At 64.7% G+C, this 14,449-nt stretch carries 13 protein-coding genes; 12 read left to right on the top strand and 1 reads right to left on the bottom strand.

Annotated features, from left to right (window positions below):
- Positions 1–276 precede the first annotated feature (276 nt).
- The 9 genes from AC1RR3_RS16385 (at position 277) to AC1RR3_RS16345 (ending at position 10,948) form a co-directional block, all read left to right on the top strand.
- Positions 277–2,364, top strand: a complete 2,088-nt coding sequence (locus AC1RR3_RS16385) for an adenylate/guanylate cyclase domain-containing protein (protein ID WP_492824139.1) — start codon at positions 277–279, stop codon at positions 2,362–2,364.
- Positions 2,365–2,518: 154 nt separating this feature from the next.
- Positions 2,519–3,358, top strand: coding sequence for a shikimate dehydrogenase (locus AC1RR3_RS16380; protein WP_492824138.1), 840 nt, complete (start codon positions 2,519–2,521; stop codon positions 3,356–3,358).
- Between the two features lie 25 nt (positions 3,359–3,383).
- Positions 3,384–4,232 carry an amidohydrolase family protein gene (locus AC1RR3_RS16375; RefSeq protein WP_492824137.1) on the top strand — a complete coding sequence of 283 codons (849 nt, stop codon included), beginning with the start codon at positions 3,384–3,386 and terminating at the stop codon, positions 4,230–4,232.
- A 24-nt stretch (positions 4,233–4,256) separates the two neighbouring features.
- On the top strand, positions 4,257–5,411 hold the full coding sequence (locus AC1RR3_RS16370) for an ABC transporter substrate-binding protein (protein ID WP_492824136.1): 1,155 nt from the start codon (positions 4,257–4,259) through the stop codon (positions 5,409–5,411).
- A 203-nt stretch (positions 5,412–5,614) separates the two neighbouring features.
- Positions 5,615–6,109 (top strand): (2Fe-2S)-binding protein, encoded by a 495-nt coding sequence (locus AC1RR3_RS16365; RefSeq protein ID WP_492824135.1) that lies wholly within the window; start codon positions 5,615–5,617, stop codon positions 6,107–6,109.
- The gene (locus tag AC1RR3_RS16360; RefSeq protein WP_492824134.1) at positions 6,106–8,370 is read left to right on the top strand and encodes a xanthine dehydrogenase family protein molybdopterin-binding subunit; all 2,265 of its coding nucleotides are present in this window, start codon (positions 6,106–6,108) and stop codon (positions 8,368–8,370) included. The genes AC1RR3_RS16365 and AC1RR3_RS16360 overlap by 4 nt, the downstream gene beginning before the upstream one ends.
- A 13-nt stretch (positions 8,371–8,383) precedes the next feature.
- Entirely contained in the window at positions 8,384–8,962 is a 579-nt protein-coding gene (locus AC1RR3_RS16355; protein ID WP_492824133.1) for a hypothetical protein, read from the top strand.
- A gap of 98 nt (positions 8,963–9,060) precedes the next feature.
- Positions 9,061–9,645 carry a HutD/Ves family protein gene (locus AC1RR3_RS16350; RefSeq protein ID WP_492824132.1) on the top strand — a complete coding sequence of 195 codons (585 nt, stop codon included), beginning with the start codon at positions 9,061–9,063 and terminating at the stop codon, positions 9,643–9,645.
- A gap of 109 nt (positions 9,646–9,754) precedes the next feature.
- A complete protein-coding gene (locus tag AC1RR3_RS16345; protein WP_492824131.1) occupies positions 9,755–10,948 on the top strand; it encodes an adenylate/guanylate cyclase domain-containing protein in 1,194 nt (397 codons plus the stop codon).
- Here AC1RR3_RS16345 and AC1RR3_RS16340 read toward each other — a convergent pair.
- Positions 10,911–11,909, bottom strand: a complete 999-nt coding sequence (locus AC1RR3_RS16340) for a LysR family transcriptional regulator (protein ID WP_492824130.1) — start codon at positions 11,907–11,909, stop codon at positions 10,911–10,913. The two genes, AC1RR3_RS16345 and AC1RR3_RS16340, sit on opposite strands and share 38 nt — an antisense overlap.
- 153 nt (positions 11,910–12,062) lie before the next feature.
- On the opposite strand from AC1RR3_RS16340, the gene AC1RR3_RS16335 reads away from it, so the two are divergent.
- From AC1RR3_RS16335 to AC1RR3_RS16325, 3 genes are read left to right on the top strand one after another with little or no spacing between them, the layout of a single operon-like run.
- Positions 12,063–12,968 carry an amino acid ABC transporter substrate-binding protein gene (locus tag AC1RR3_RS16335; RefSeq protein ID WP_492824129.1) on the top strand — a complete coding sequence of 302 codons (906 nt, stop codon included), beginning with the start codon at positions 12,063–12,065 and terminating at the stop codon, positions 12,966–12,968.
- Positions 12,969–12,987: 19 nt separating this feature from the next.
- On the top strand, positions 12,988–13,704 hold the full coding sequence (locus AC1RR3_RS16330) for an amino acid ABC transporter permease (protein WP_492824128.1): 717 nt from the start codon (positions 12,988–12,990) through the stop codon (positions 13,702–13,704).
- A complete protein-coding gene (locus tag AC1RR3_RS16325; RefSeq protein ID WP_492824233.1) occupies positions 13,704–14,366 on the top strand; it encodes an amino acid ABC transporter permease in 663 nt (220 codons plus the stop codon). The genes AC1RR3_RS16330 and AC1RR3_RS16325 overlap by 1 nt, the downstream gene beginning before the upstream one ends.
- The last annotated feature ends 83 nt before the right edge of the window (positions 14,367–14,449 follow it).

The raw sequence follows: 14,449 nt of genomic DNA, 5'->3' as shown, positions 1-14,449 counted from the left end.
AAGCGAAATGCGCATTGTCTCGTTCGCCTCGTTCACAACCCGCGTTACTTTTGAGCTGCTCACGAGTCCGTGAGACCATTGGGGCAGTGCGCACAGGCTTGTGCGCCCGGGCCGGGATTAGCGGGCAACCGGCCGGTCAAATCCAATGCCTTGGCGCTATCGAGACGTTAGCGGGCGGGCATTGGCGACGGCTGATCCGGCCTGCCAGAGGTAACGAACGGCGGAAGCCTCGCGTAAATGTCAGGAACGGTGCCTGCTTCAACGGCGGAAACAGCGATGAACGTCGATCCCGCACGGCAGTTTCGCGAAATCGCCAGGCTGACGGTGAGCATTCGCCTTGCCGTCTCGGCGCTGGTGCTCGCCGCGATCCTGCTGACGGCGGCGCTGTCGAGCCTGTTGTGGTGGCGCACGGCGGAGGCGACCAGCCGGCAGCTGGCCTCGACCATCAACGAGCAGATCGTCGCGGCGGTGCGCAAGGAGGTCGCGGCCATCGTGGACGAGGCGCGCGCCGCGCACACCGCGATCCGCACCCTGTTCCTCCAGAACGTGCTCGACACCCGCGAAGCCGACAAGCGCGAATTCGTGTTCCTCTCGCAATTGCAGTCACAGGCCACGATCTCCTGGGTCGCCTTCGGCTGGCCCGACGGCTCCTTCTTCGCCGCGCACAAGCTCGGCGATCGCCGCCTGGAGATGATGGAGATTTCGCTGACCGATCATCCCGGCGAGCGCCGCGTCGATGAATATGACGTCGTGCCGGGCGATATCGAGTTCGCCAATCGCCGCTTCGAGCCGACCGATTTTCATGTTGCTGAACGCACCTGGTTCAAGACCGGGCTCGCGGCCGAGCAGCCGCAATGGTTCAAGGTCAACGATCATCCGACCGGCGAGCGGCCGTCGATCGCCTTTGCCGGCCCGATCGACGTCTATCAGGAGCGCCAGGGTGTGCTCGCGATCATGATCGAATATACGCGGCTTGCGCGCTTCCTGTCGCAGCTCGAGGTCGGGCGCACCGGAACGGCGTTCATCGTCGATGGCAGCGGCGAACTCGTCGCAGCGCCCGACAAGGATGCCGACGAGCTGCATCCGGCCCGCGGCGACACCAGGCTGCTTCCGCTCGCGCGCGTCGCGCTCGAAGCGGCGGGCGAGGCCGGCCGCAAGGAGGCCTGGCGGAGCCGGCTCATTTCAGGCGGCGCGGCTTACGAGGTCGCGCTGACACCGCTGCCGTTTCCCGGCTGGTCGCTCGCGACCGTGATCCCTGAAGCCGAATTTCTCGGGCCCGTCGAGACGACACTGCGGCGGCTGATCCTTGGCCTTGCCATCGGTTCCGTGCTCGCGGCACTGGCCTCGGCCATGCTGGCACGCTCCGTCATTGCCGCGCCGCTGTCGCGTGTCGTCGGCGAGCTTCGCCATGTCGAGGCGTTTGCGCTGGAACAGGTCCGCCGCCATCCGTCGCGGCTCAAGGAGATTGCCAGCCTGTCGGGTGCCATCGCCGAGATGGCGTCCGGTCTCTCCGCGTTCCGCAAATTCATCCCGGCCGATCTCGTCCGCGCGCTGCTGCGTCAGGGCGTCGAGGCGCGGCCCGGCGGCAGCATCCAGGAACTCAGCGTGATGTTCATCGACATCGCCGGCTTCACCGGATTGTCCGAGCGCCTCGGCGACCGCGTGGTGCCGCTGCTGTCGCGCTATCTCGACCTCACGTCGGAGATCATCGTTGCCAATGGCGGGACCATCGACAAGTTCATCGGCGACGCCGTCATGGCGTTCTGGGGCGCACCGCAGCCGCAAGCCGATCACGCGCTGCGCTGTTGCCGCGCGGCGCTCGGCTGTCGCGAGGCGATCGAGACGTCCGGCCTTGCCGACGATCTCGGCCAGCCGCTCCAGATCCGGATCGGTATCAATTCCGGCCGTATGCTGGTCGGCAATATCGGCTCGGAGCTGCGGTTGAACTACACCGTGATCGGCGACGCCGTGAACGTCGCGAGCCGGCTCGAGGGCGCCAACAAGTCCTACGGCACGCAGATCCTGATTGGGGAAGCGACCGAACGGCTGGCCCGCGGCGCCATCGTCTCGCGCGAGATCGACAGCATCGCCGTGTACGGGCGCGAGGAGGGGCTCTGCGTTCACGAATTGATCGGCATCGCAGATGAAAGCGCCGCTGTGGCCGGCTGGATCGCGGATTACGAACACGGTCTTGCCAACTATCGCGCCCGCCGGTTTGCCGCCGCGCTCGCCGATTTCGACGCCGTGCTGAAGCAACGTGCTCACGATCGCCCCGCCGAGCTGATGCGCGTCCGCTGCCGACAGCTTGCCGCGGCCCCGCCTGATGCGGAATGGCGTCCGATCGCGGCGCTGACGACGAAATAGCCATGAGGCGGAGGTGGCGCGAGCGTCAAATCCTCCCCGGTGGGCGCAGAGATTCACATTGCACCCGCTGGCCATTCCCTCTAATTGTCTTGGACAAATGACCAAATAACATGGTCGCGCGCCGAAGGGGCGCGGTTCGGGATGGAAGCGCAGCATGTCGCAGGACGGATTTGGACTGGCGGGTGTGATCGGAATGCCGGTCGCGCATTCGCGTTCGCCGGTCATTCACAATTACTGGCTGAAGGCGCACGGCATCCGCGGCTCCTATGTGCCGCTGGCGGTGAAGCCGGAGCGGCTGGAGGACGCGCTCGACGGGTTGATCGCGCTCGGCTTCCGCGGCTGCAACGTCACCATGCCGCACAAGCAGACGGCGATGCCGCTGCTCGACCACGTCAACGAGACCGCGAGGCGCATCGGCGCCGTCAACACCATCGTCGTCGAGCAGGACGGCACCCTCACCGGCTTCAACAATGACGGCAACGGCTTTGTGCAGAGCCTGCGCGACGCCAAGGCCGACTGGCGCGGCGATGCGGGGCCGATCCTGCTGCTCGGTGCAGGCGGCGCTTCGCGCGCGGTTGTGGTCGCGCTGCTCGAAAACGGCGCGCGCGAGATCCGCATCGCCAACCGAACGGCGGAGAAGGCAGAGGCCATTGCGAAGGAATTCGGCTCCGCCGTCAGCACGGTGACCTGGGACGATCGCGGCGCCGCGCTCAGCGACGTTGCGCTCCTCGTCAACTGCACCGATCGCGGCATGGTCGGCAAAGGCGCGCTCGAGATCGACCTGTCGCGGCTGAAGCCCACGACGCTCACCGCCGATCTCATCTACACGCCGCTGGAGACGCCGTTCCTGGCGGATGCCCGCGCGCGCGGCTGCACCACTGTCAACGGGCTCGGCCTGCTGCTCAACCAGGCCCGGCTTGCCTTCAAGGCCTGGTTCGGTGTCATGCCCGACGTGACGCCCGAGCTGATCAAGGCCATCGAGGCAACGTTCTGATACGAACCCCGGGGAGTTTTGCGCCATGACAATGCCGGCGTCCCCCAGGATCGATTGCCACATCCACGCTCTCGATCCCGTCCGCTTCCCCTACGCCGACGATACGCCGTATCGGCCGAGCGGGCAGGAGATTGCGCCCGCAGCGCAGCTCATCCGCGTGTTCGACGCCTTCGATGTCAGGCACGCGCTCGTCGTCGCCACCAACACCGGCTATGGCAGCGACAGCCGCATCCTGCTCGACACCTTGAGGCAGGGCGGCGGCCGCTTCAAGGGCGTCGCCGTCGTCGAGAACGACGTCGACATCGCCGAGCTCGAACGACTGAAAGCCGCCGGCGTGATCGGTGTTGCCTTCAACGTGCCGTTTCACGGCGCCGGCTATTATCTCAAGGCCGCGCCGCTGCTGGAGAAGCTGACCAGCCTCGGCCTGTTCCTCCAGATCCAGGTCGAGCACGACCAGTTGCTCGATCTGCTGCCGCTGATCGAAAAATCGGACGTAGCGCTGGTGTTCGACCATTGCGGTCGTCCCTCGGTCGCGCAAGGACTGCAGGGCAAGGCCTTCCAGGCATTGCTGGCCATCGGCCGCGAGCGCGGCGCACACGTCAAGCTGTCCGGCTATTACAAATTCTCGCAGCAGCCGCATCCCTACGAAGACACCTGGCCGTTCATCGCCGCGCTCGTCGAGACCTTCACGCTCGACCGCTGCGTCTGGGGCTCGGACTATCCGTTCCTGCGCGCGCCGGAACGGCTGGATTACGGCCCGCTGCTCGCGGTGCTGACAAAGCTGTTTCCGGATCCAGGCGATCAGCATCGCCTGTTATGGCGAACGCCGGCGCGGCTGCTCGGCTTCGACGAGGCGGCAGACAAAACAAGATAAAAGTAAAAAGGGAGGGAGAACGTCATGAGGCACTTTACACGGCCGGTCGGCATCGCGATTGCGGCATCGCTGTGGGCGAGCGTCGCGCAGGCGCAGAGCACCGTGTACATCCCCGACGTGATCGAGCTGTCCGGGCCCGGCGCGGTCTCCGGCACCAACTGGCGCGACGGCGTCGTGCTCGCCGTCGACGAGATCAATGCTGCCGGCGGCATTCTCGGCCGCAAGATCCAGACCGAGCATCTGGACACCCAGAGCAATCCCGGCATCTCGCGCGCGCAGGTGCAGAAGGTGTTGGACAAGGATCCCTATGTCGTGCTCGGGCCGATCTATTCCGGCTCGGTCAAGGTCAACATGGCGCTGACGCAACAGGCCGAGATCCCGCAGATTGTCGGCGCCGAGGCCGCCGACATCACCACGCAGGGCAATCCCTGGGTGTTCCGCACCGCCTTCGGCCAGCAGTTTTCGATGCCGAAGATCGCCAACTATCTGCACGACAAGCTCAAGGTGAAGACGGTCGCGGTGGTCTGGGTCAACAATGATTTCGGCAAGGGCGGCCGCGACAATTTCGTCAAGGAGATGAAGGCGCGCAATATCGATATCGCGGCTGATATCTCCACCGAGCAAGGCCAGGTCGATTTCGGCTCGGACGTCATCAAGCTCAAGAGCGCAAAGGCCGACGCGATCTTCGTCTACACCAATGAGGAGGAGAGCGCGCGCTTCCTGATCGAGGCGAAGCGGCAGGGCGTCGCAACGCCGCTGTTCGGCGAGACCACGCTGCTGAGCCAGAAAGTGGTCGAGCTCGCCGGCCCCGCCGCCAATGGCGTGCGCGGCCATGTCGGCCTTTCCGCCGACGCTCCGATTCCCGCCATCGAAGACTTCACCAGGAAATTCAGCGAACGTTTCAAATACCGGCCCGACCACAACGGCATCAAGGGCTACACCGCCGTCTATCTCGTCAAATACGTCACCGAGACAATCGGCAAGTTCGACAGCAAGGCCTTTGGCGCGGCGATGAAGGGCCTGACGCTGACGCCCGACAAGGCGCCGGGCATGCTGATGGAAGCAAGCTGGGACCAGAACGGCGACATCGACCGCGCCAGCTTCCTCGCCGAGATCATCGACGGCAAGCAGAAGATCGTCGAGACGCTGCCGAAGCTGAAGGGCGGCAAGGGCGAGTGAGAGCCGCATAGCCCGGATGACGCTTCGCTCCATCCGGGCTACCGGCAGCGTTCAGACCAGCTCAGCCACAAGACGGCCGCTGCGCCGCCTTGCCATGGCGGCCTTCCCGCGCGATAATGGCGTCCATATTGAAGCCTTAAGTTGAGACTACGCCGGTTGCCGGCGATTGATTTCATCAGAACCATCTGTTTTCCGGAGCGGTCATGCGCCTGCTGAAGGTCGACGGAAAGCCGCAAGAGGTGAATGTCGAGGACGACATGCCTTTGCTGTGGTGGCTGCGCGATGAGCTCGGCGTCACCGGCCCGAAATATGGTTGTGGCATTGCGATGTGCGGCGCCTGCACGGTGCATGTCGGCGGCAGGCCCGTGCGGTCGTGCTCGCTCAGGATCGGTGACGTCAATGACGGCGCCGAGATCACCACGATCGCGGGAACGACGCAGGCGCTGCAGGCGGTGCAGGCGGCGTGGATCGAGCATCAGGTGGCGCAATGCGGCTATTGCCAGCCCGGGCAGATCATGGCCGCGGCGGCGTTGCTGCGGGCCAGGGTGGTTGAAGGCAACCCGCCGCTGGCTGAGAAGGACTTGGACGATACCATCAATCACGTGATGTCGGCCAATCTGTGCCGCTGCGGCACCTACACCCGCATCCGCGCGGCCATCAAAGCAGCGGCCGCGAAACTGCAAGGACAAAAGCCGTGAGCCGCATCGGCACGATCTCGCGGCGTCTCGCGCTGCTCGGAGCAGCCGGCGTGGCGGGCGGTCTCGTCTTCGGCTTCTACTATTCCGAGCCGTTCCGCGTGAACCGGCGCCTCGGGAATGGCCTCAAGAAGGGCCAGCACATGCTGACGCCCTATGTGCGGATCGACCGTGACGGCGTCACCATCATCACGCCGCGTGCCGATCTCGGCCAGGGTGCGTATTCCATCCAGGCCGCGCTCGTCGCCGAAGAGCTGGACATCGCCTGGAGCGACATCAGGGTCGATCCGGGCGCGCCAAGCTCGGTCTATTACAACGCCCGGGTGCTCAGGGAGGGCCTTCCGGTTGCCGCCACCAATGACCGGCTCGATTCGATTGCGGAGATCATCAGCGACGGTGTCGGCAGGCTTCTGGGGTTTCAGATGACCGGCGGCTCGTCGACGGTGGCCGATTCCTGCAACAAGCTGCGTCTCGCCGGCGCCGCCGCGCGCGAGGTGCTGCTGCGCGCGGCCGAGAAGCAGACGGGCGTTGCCCGGGACAAGCTCGAGACGCGCGACGGCGCGGTGATCGTCCCGGGCGGACGTGCGCTCAGCTATGCCTCGCTCGCCGAGATTGCGGCGACGATCGCGCTGCCGACCGACGTCAAGCTCCGCGACGAGAAGGATTGGCGCTATCTCGGCAAGCCGATGCAGCGGATCGACATGGTCGCCAAGTGCACGGGCACGGCCACGTTCGGCATCGACATCCGGCTGCCCGGCATGGTCTACGCCACGGTTTGCGCCAATCCGAATCTCGGCGGTGCGCTGCGAAGCTATGACGATTCCCTGGCCACGAAGGCGCGGGGCGTCCTCAAGATCGTGCCGCTCAAGGGCGGCGTCGGCGTCATCGCCGACAACACCTGGCGCGCCTTCCAGGCGGCCAAGCTCATCAAGTTCGAATGGGGCAAGGCGCCCTATCCGGCGAGCACCGCAGCGATGTTCAGGAAGGTGAAGGCCTCCTTCATCCCGAAGCGCCGCGACAGTCACTGCAAGAATGATGGCGACGTCGATGCCGCGCTCGCCGGCGCAAAGGTGATCAGGGCCGAATATCGCGTGCCTTACCTTGCCCATGCGCCGCTCGAGCCGATGAACGTCGTGGCCCAGCTCAAGGACGGCCGCCTCGATATCTGGACGGGAACGCAGATTCCGGCGTTCCTGGTCAAGACCGCGCGTGAGATGACCGGGCTTGCCGAACAAGACATCCACGTTCACGCCCAGCTCTGCGGCGGAAGTTTCGGTCGTCGCCTGGAGGACGACTATGTGCGCCAGGGCATCGAGCTCGCAATGGCGTATCAGGGTCATCCGATCAAGATGACGTGGACGCGCGAGGAGGACATGACGCACGACTTCCCGCGCCCGCTCGCCGTCGCCCGCATGCGCGGAGCGGCCAAGGATCGCCAGGTCGATGCCTACGATCTCGCCATCGCATCTCCCTCCGTGGTCGCCTCGCAGTTCGGTCGCCTGGGCCTCTACATACCGGGACCAGACATGTCGATCGTCGCCGGAGCCTGGGATCAGCCGTTCGCCATTCCGCACTACCGCGTCACGGGCTATCGCGTGCCGGAACTCGTGCCGGTCAGTTCCTGGCGCTCGGTCGGCGCGTCCGGCAACGCCTTCATGCACGAGTGCTTCCTCGACGAGCTGATTCATGCCGCCGGTGCCGATCCGCTCCAGGAGCGGCGCAGGCTCTGCTCGCACGGGCCGTCCGGCGACGTGCTCAAGGCCGTCGGCGAGATGTCGGACTGGGGCCGCGACCTCGGGCCCAACCGCGGACGGGGCCTTGCGTTCACGCTGTCTTTCGGCGTGCCCGTCGCCGAAGTGGTCGAGGTGACTTCCACTCAGGATGGCGAGCGCAGGATCATCACGATCGATCGTGTCTTCGTCGCGGCCGAGGTCGGCAAGGTGCTGGACCCCGGCAATCTGAAGAACCAGGTCGAAGGCGCCGTGATCTGGGGGCTCGGGCACGCGATGAATGCCGAGCTTACCTTTGTCGACGGCAAGACCGTTCAGACCAATTATCATCAGTATGAGGGCATGCGGCTGCATCAGGCGCCGCAGATCGAGGTCAGGGCGCTGGAGACCACCAAGCTCGAGCACATCCGCGGCATCGGCGAGCCCGCCGTTCCGCCAGCCGCGCCTGCGCTCGCCAACGCCATCTTCGCCGCGACCGGGATCCGCGCACGCCGGTTGCCGCTGATCAGCCACGACAAGATCAGGTTCGTCTGAGAGGAGGGAGCCGATGATCCGCTACGCGCTCGCCATCCTGCTGGTCGCGGGTCCTGCGCAGGTGCTGGCCCAGGATTCCACGCCCGGCCTCGCGCTCTGGGGCAAGATCCACGAGGTCTTCTCGCACCCGCGCTGCGCCAATTGTCACGCCGGAACCGATCGCGTGCCGATGTGGTCCGGACCGGAATACGGAGCCGCGCCGCGGCCACACGGCATGAACATCAGCGGCAAGGGCGCCGACGATGGCGCCAACTATCTCGTTTGCACGACGTGCCACTCGAAGCAGAACTCCGCTGCGCCGCACGGTCCGCCCGGGGCTACGAAAAAGGGCGCCGCGGAGTGGCAGCTGGCGCCGGTCGAAATGCAGTGGTTCGGCAAGTCGAGTGCCGAGATCTGCAAGCAGTTCAAGGCTCCCGAGAGCAATGGCCATCGCGAGACGATTGACAAGCTCGTCGATCACGTCACGACAGAGCCTCTGGTGCGTTGGGCATGGACGGTCGAGCCTGAGCGAAGGCCGCCTTATTCGGCGGACGAACTTGGCAAGCTCGTCGAGGACTGGGGCAAGGCGGGTTCGCCTTGTCCGTCGAAATAGAGAAATTCGCGCCCGTCGAACCCGTTGGCAAAACAGGCCCATCTCGCGCATGATGCACGGATGATATCGGCCCCATGCCTCCCGGACGGCTTCACGACATGAAAACCACGCTGCTCAAATCCGAAGACTACGCCCGCTCGCCGTGGAAGAACGGCGGCGGCATCTTCACCGATATTGCGGGCGCCCATCGCGCAAACAGCCCGGTGAAGGATTGGGACAGCCTGCTGTGGCGCTTCGCGTCCACGCCGATCGTTGCGCCCGGTCCGTTCTCCTACATGCCCGGTATCGACCGCCTGCAGATGGTCGTCGCTGGGCGCGGGCTGGTGCTGAAGTCGCCCACGCAGGAATTCGACGAGCGTAACCCTTTTACGACCGTGCGCTTTACCGGCGAGATGGAGATCGTGACCGAGCTCGAAGCCGGCCCCGTCGAGGTCGTGAATTTGATGGCCCGGCGCGGTGCGGCGGAAATCGAGCTTGTGGCGCTGAGAGAGCCCGGCGACCGGGCATTGCCGACCGGCACGCATCTCGTCTATGCGGTTTCCGGCGATTGCGGCATTCGTCTCAATGGCGAGGCGTTCGTCATCTCCGACGGCAGCACGCTGAAGGTCGAGCTGACCGAAGCGTCGAGGCTGGCGCTCATCTCGGGGATTGCGGTGCTGGCGTCGATTCAGCTCGTCGGCTAGATCGCAGCTGCCGTGCGTTTGCGAACAATCCGTGCAACTGGCTAGGTTGACGCGGGCCGGTCGGCGCACGATATCTGCTGTGACGCAGATCGCTGCCCAGAGCCAGGATATGAACGCGCCAGACCAAAATCCCCCCGCCACGCTGTCCGATGGCGTCGTCCACTGGCTGACCAACGGCACGCGCGACGAGCGCTTCATCGACAACATCTTTGCCGAGATGTGCATCCGCCTTCAGCAGGCCGGCATTCCGCTCAAGCGGTCGACGCTTCACGTCCGGATCCAGCACCCGCAATGGCTCGGGGCGCGCTTCATGTGGTCCGACGGCATGCGCGAGGCGGAGATCGCGCGGATCGACTTCGATGTCCTGGAGCGGTCCGAGTTCATCGGCAGTCCCGCCAACGAAATTCTGGAAGGCGCCACCGAGATCCGCGAGAAGCTCGAAGGCGATCCCTCGCTCGGACGCCAGCACGCGCTCTATCACGAGATGCGCGCGAAGGGGCTGACCGACTATGTGGCCTGGCCGCTCTACCACACCCTCGGCAAGCAGCATCTCATCACCTTCGCGACCGACCGCCCCGGCGGTTTCGATGAGGCGCATATCGCTGCGCTGAAGAACCTGTTGCCGGTGCTGGCGCTGGTCAGCGAAATCCGTATCAAGAACCGCCTGGCACGGACGCTGCTCGAGACCTATGTCGGCGCCCATGCCGGCGAGCTGATCCTGGCCGGCGCCACAAGGCGCGGCACCGGCACCACGGTGCGCGCCGCGATCATGATCTGCGACTTGCGCGATTTCACCAAGATCTCCGACAATTGGCCGCGCGACGACGTCATCGATCTGCTCAACGACTATTTCGACGCGATGTCGGAGCCGATCGCGCGGCACGGCGGCGAGATCCTGAAATTCATCGGCGATGGCCTGCTCGCGATCTTTCCGCTTCATGAGCCCAACGCCTGTGCAAACCTGCTGCATGCCGTGACCGAGGCCCGAGCGGCCATGGCCGCGCTGAACGAGCGGAACAACGGTACCGGCCGCGCGCCGCTGAACTACGGCATCGGCGTCCATGTCGGCGACGTCATGTACGGCAATATCGGCTCGGCCACCCGGCTCGACTTCACCGTGATCGGCCCCGCCGTCAACATGGCCTCGCGCCTCGAAGCGCTGACCAAGCAGCTCGGGCGCCCGGTGCTGCTGTCGCGCGACTTCGCCGAGCTGGTGCAGCCGAAATTCGAGCTGGAGCGCGTCGGCAAATACGAGGTGCGCGGCTTCAGCGATCCGATCGAGCTGTTCGCGTTTCAGGGATGATGGTCGGAGCAAGCTCCGGAAGTTCGACGACCGACCGGGTGGTCACCAGATGTGACCAAAGGTCTTCCGCACGCCGGTTGAGGCGTCGCTGCGGCCGATAGATGCGGATGTCGAGATCGACATCCAGTTCCGGCGAACCCGTGCGAACGAGACGGCCGCGGAGGATGTCCTGATGGGTCGTGGTCAGCGGCAGCCAGGCCACGCCGAGCCCGGACAGCGCCATCGATCGCAGTCCATCGGCCAACGAGTTTTCATAGATGCGATTGAGTTGAGGCAGGTCAGTCGCCTCAGTGAGCTTCTGCTCGACGGCCCAGCCGAGCGAGCATTCGCTGCTATAACCGAGATAGGAGATCGACCGGCGCGGCTCCGGCGCCAGATCATGGATGGGCCGCTTGTCGTCGCCGACGGCTGACAACGGTACGAGCTTCTCCTGGCCAATGGTCAGCCACTGGCATGTCGAGATCGACAGCGTCTTTCCGCCGGCCGAATTCAGTCTGCTGGCTTGATCCATGTAGCAGACGACGAAATCGACGGCACCGTCGTCGAAGGCCTCGCAGCATCCCGGGAGGTTGTCGGACAGGATCGTCAGCCGCGTCGATCCGATCGTCGTCTGGATCTGCGGCAGCCACTTCGGAAAGAACGTCACCGACAGCAAATGCGGGGCCGCGAAGCGCACGCTGCGCGTCGCCTTGTCCTGGTCCTCCCGCAGGGCCCGTCTTGTGGCATTGAGCCGCCCGATCACGTCGTTCGCCGTGGCCAGCAGCTGCAACCCCGCCTCGGTCAACTCAACCGGCGATTTGCGGCGGTCGAGCAATGCTGCGCCGGCCCAATGCTCGAGCGATTGCAGCCGGCGGCTCAACCCGGATTGGCTGACACTCCGCAACTCGGCCGCGCGTGTCAGGTTCTTGGTCTCCGCTACGGCGGCCAGATCCTCAAGCCAGCGTACATCGAGCATGATCATCGCTCTCCAGTATCTCTTCTCGTGACCATCATAGCCGGCTTCCACCGATGAGCCGATGCCAATTCCGCATCGCGTCCGCTCGCATTCGCATTGGCAATCCTCAGTGCCCGCAAAGTAGGCTCCCCGCGGGCTGACCGGGTGGGAGAACATCCAATGAGACTGGGCAAATTCGGCATCGTGACGCTGGCATCGATCGCAATCGCGACGGGCTTGGTCACCGCGGCTTCGGCGGAGGCGCCCCCGGCGCAGCAGGGGCCCGGTAACAGCATCATTCTCAAACGGATCCTGGAGCGCGGGGCCATTGACATCGGCCATCGCGAAGCCTCAGTGCCGTTCGCCTACGTCAACGACAAGCAACAGGTAGAAGGCTATTCCGTCGATCTCTGCATGAAGGTGGTTGATGCCGTGAAGCAACGGCTGAACAAGCCTGACCTCAAGGTGACGTTCACGCCGATCAACGTGACCAATCGAATCCCGCTCGTCGCCAACGGCACGATCGACCTCGAATGCGGCACCACCTCGAATTTCCTGACACGCCAGGAGCAGGTCGAGTTCTCGCCGATCTACTACGTCACCGGCACGCAGTTGCTGGTGAAGTCGGCATCGGTGGTCCGGGAGATCGAGGATCTCAAAGGCAAGCGCGTCGCCGCCCTCCAGGGCTCGTCGAACGAGGCCGCGGTTCGCAAGCTCAATGACGAGAAGGCGCTCGGCATCCAGCTCGTCTATGTAAAAGACCTTCCCGAGGGTGTGCTCCTGGTCGAGAACGACCGCGTCGACGCCTTCGTCGCGGACGGTGTGCAGATCAAGGTCTACGCTGCCACCAAAGCGAGGCCGGCAGGTTCGCTTGCGGTCGTCGGGCGCCTGCTCACCTACGACCCCTATAGCGCGATGATACAGCGCGGCGACCAGGATTTCGCCTTGCTCGTACGCGCTGCCTTTGCCGACGCGTTCCGGTCGGGCGAGGCCGAGAAGATCTATGCCAAATGGTTCGACCCGCTGGGTCTGAAGATCGACGGCGAGCTTCTGGCCGCCTTCCGGGTTCAGGCTCTGCCGCGCTGACGATTTCGGCAGGCACGCGATGCAATACCGCTGGAACTGGAGCATCCTGTTCGTCGAGCCATATTTTGGTTGGCTCGTCGCGGGCTTGACATGGACGCTTCTTGTTGCGGGCGCGGCATGGACCATCGCACTTGCAATTGGCTGCGCCGTTGGCGTGTTGAGCACGCTACCGAGCCGGATCGCCCGTGCCATCGCCGCGGCGTACGTGGATCTGTTCCGCAACGTCCCGCTGCTGCTCCAGCTGTTCCTCTGGTACTTCGTGCTGCCTGAACTGCTGCCGGGCTCATTCGGGTTGTGGGTCAAACGCGACTTGCCCATGCCCGAATACTGGTTCTCCGTGGCTGGGCTCGGGTGTTTCACGGCCGCGCGCATCGCCGAGCAAGTCCGCGCCGGGATCGAATCGATCGGCAGTGGTCAGCGCATGGCGGCTGCGGCGTCAGGTTTCACCACCGCGCAAACCTATCGCTACATCCTGTTGCCCCTCGCGGCGCGCAACGTGCTGCCCCCGCTGACGTCGGAGGCCCTCAACATCGTCAAGAACTCGTCGCTCGCATTGACCATAGGGGTGTTGGAGTTGACGGGGCAGAGCCGGCAGATCGAAGCCAATACCTTCCAGGGGATCGAAGCGCTGACGGCCGCGACCGTTCTCTATGTCATGTTGACGCTCTGCGTGATCGTCGGGATGCGTGCCGTCGAAAGACGGGTCTCGATTCCCGGTACCCTGGGGCGAAGCTGATCATGCGGAACCTCGATTGGAGCGCGGTGAGTCACGCCCTGCCATTCCTTTGGCAGGGATTGCAGACGACGTTCCTCCTCGTGGCGCTCGCGATGGCGGGCGGAATCATGCTCGGGACACTCCTTGCGGTCCTGCGCCTGTCGGCGCCTCGTCCTGTCGCCGCGGTCGCCGCCGGTTATGTCAACGGGCTGCGCGCGATTCCGCTGATCATGGTGATCTTCTGGTTCTATCTGCTGGTGCCGCTGTTCATCGGACGGTCGGTGGGCGCGTTCACGTCTGCCCTGATCGCGTTCACCTTGTTCGAAGCCGCCTACTATTCCGAAATCATGCGCGCCGGCATCAATGGCATCTCCCAGGGGCAGATGGGAGCGGCGCTCGCGATGGGCATGAGCAGGATGCAGGCCTACCGCTACGTGGTCCTGCCGCAAGCCTTGCGTCGCATGATGCCCATCCTGCTCACGCAGAGCATCGCCCTGTTCCAGGACAGCTCGCTGGTCTACGTCATCGGTCTCCATGACTTCATGACATCGGTTGGCATCGTGGCCAATCGGGAGGCCCGCTTGATCGAATTCTATCTGTTCGCAGCCCTGGTCTACTTCGCGATCTGCTTCTCGGCATCGCGCGTGGTGAAGCGGCTTCAGCACCGGATGGCCACCACATGACCAGTGCTTTGGCCGCCGGGGTTGTGATGCCGGTCTCGCTGGTCGTATCATCCTGATGGATCAGGGACAGTTCGCCAGAGGAG

This window comes from Bradyrhizobium sp. GW821-FHT13H05 (assembly GCF_058804065.1).
This window is presented reverse-complemented; position numbering and strand designations above follow the sequence as displayed.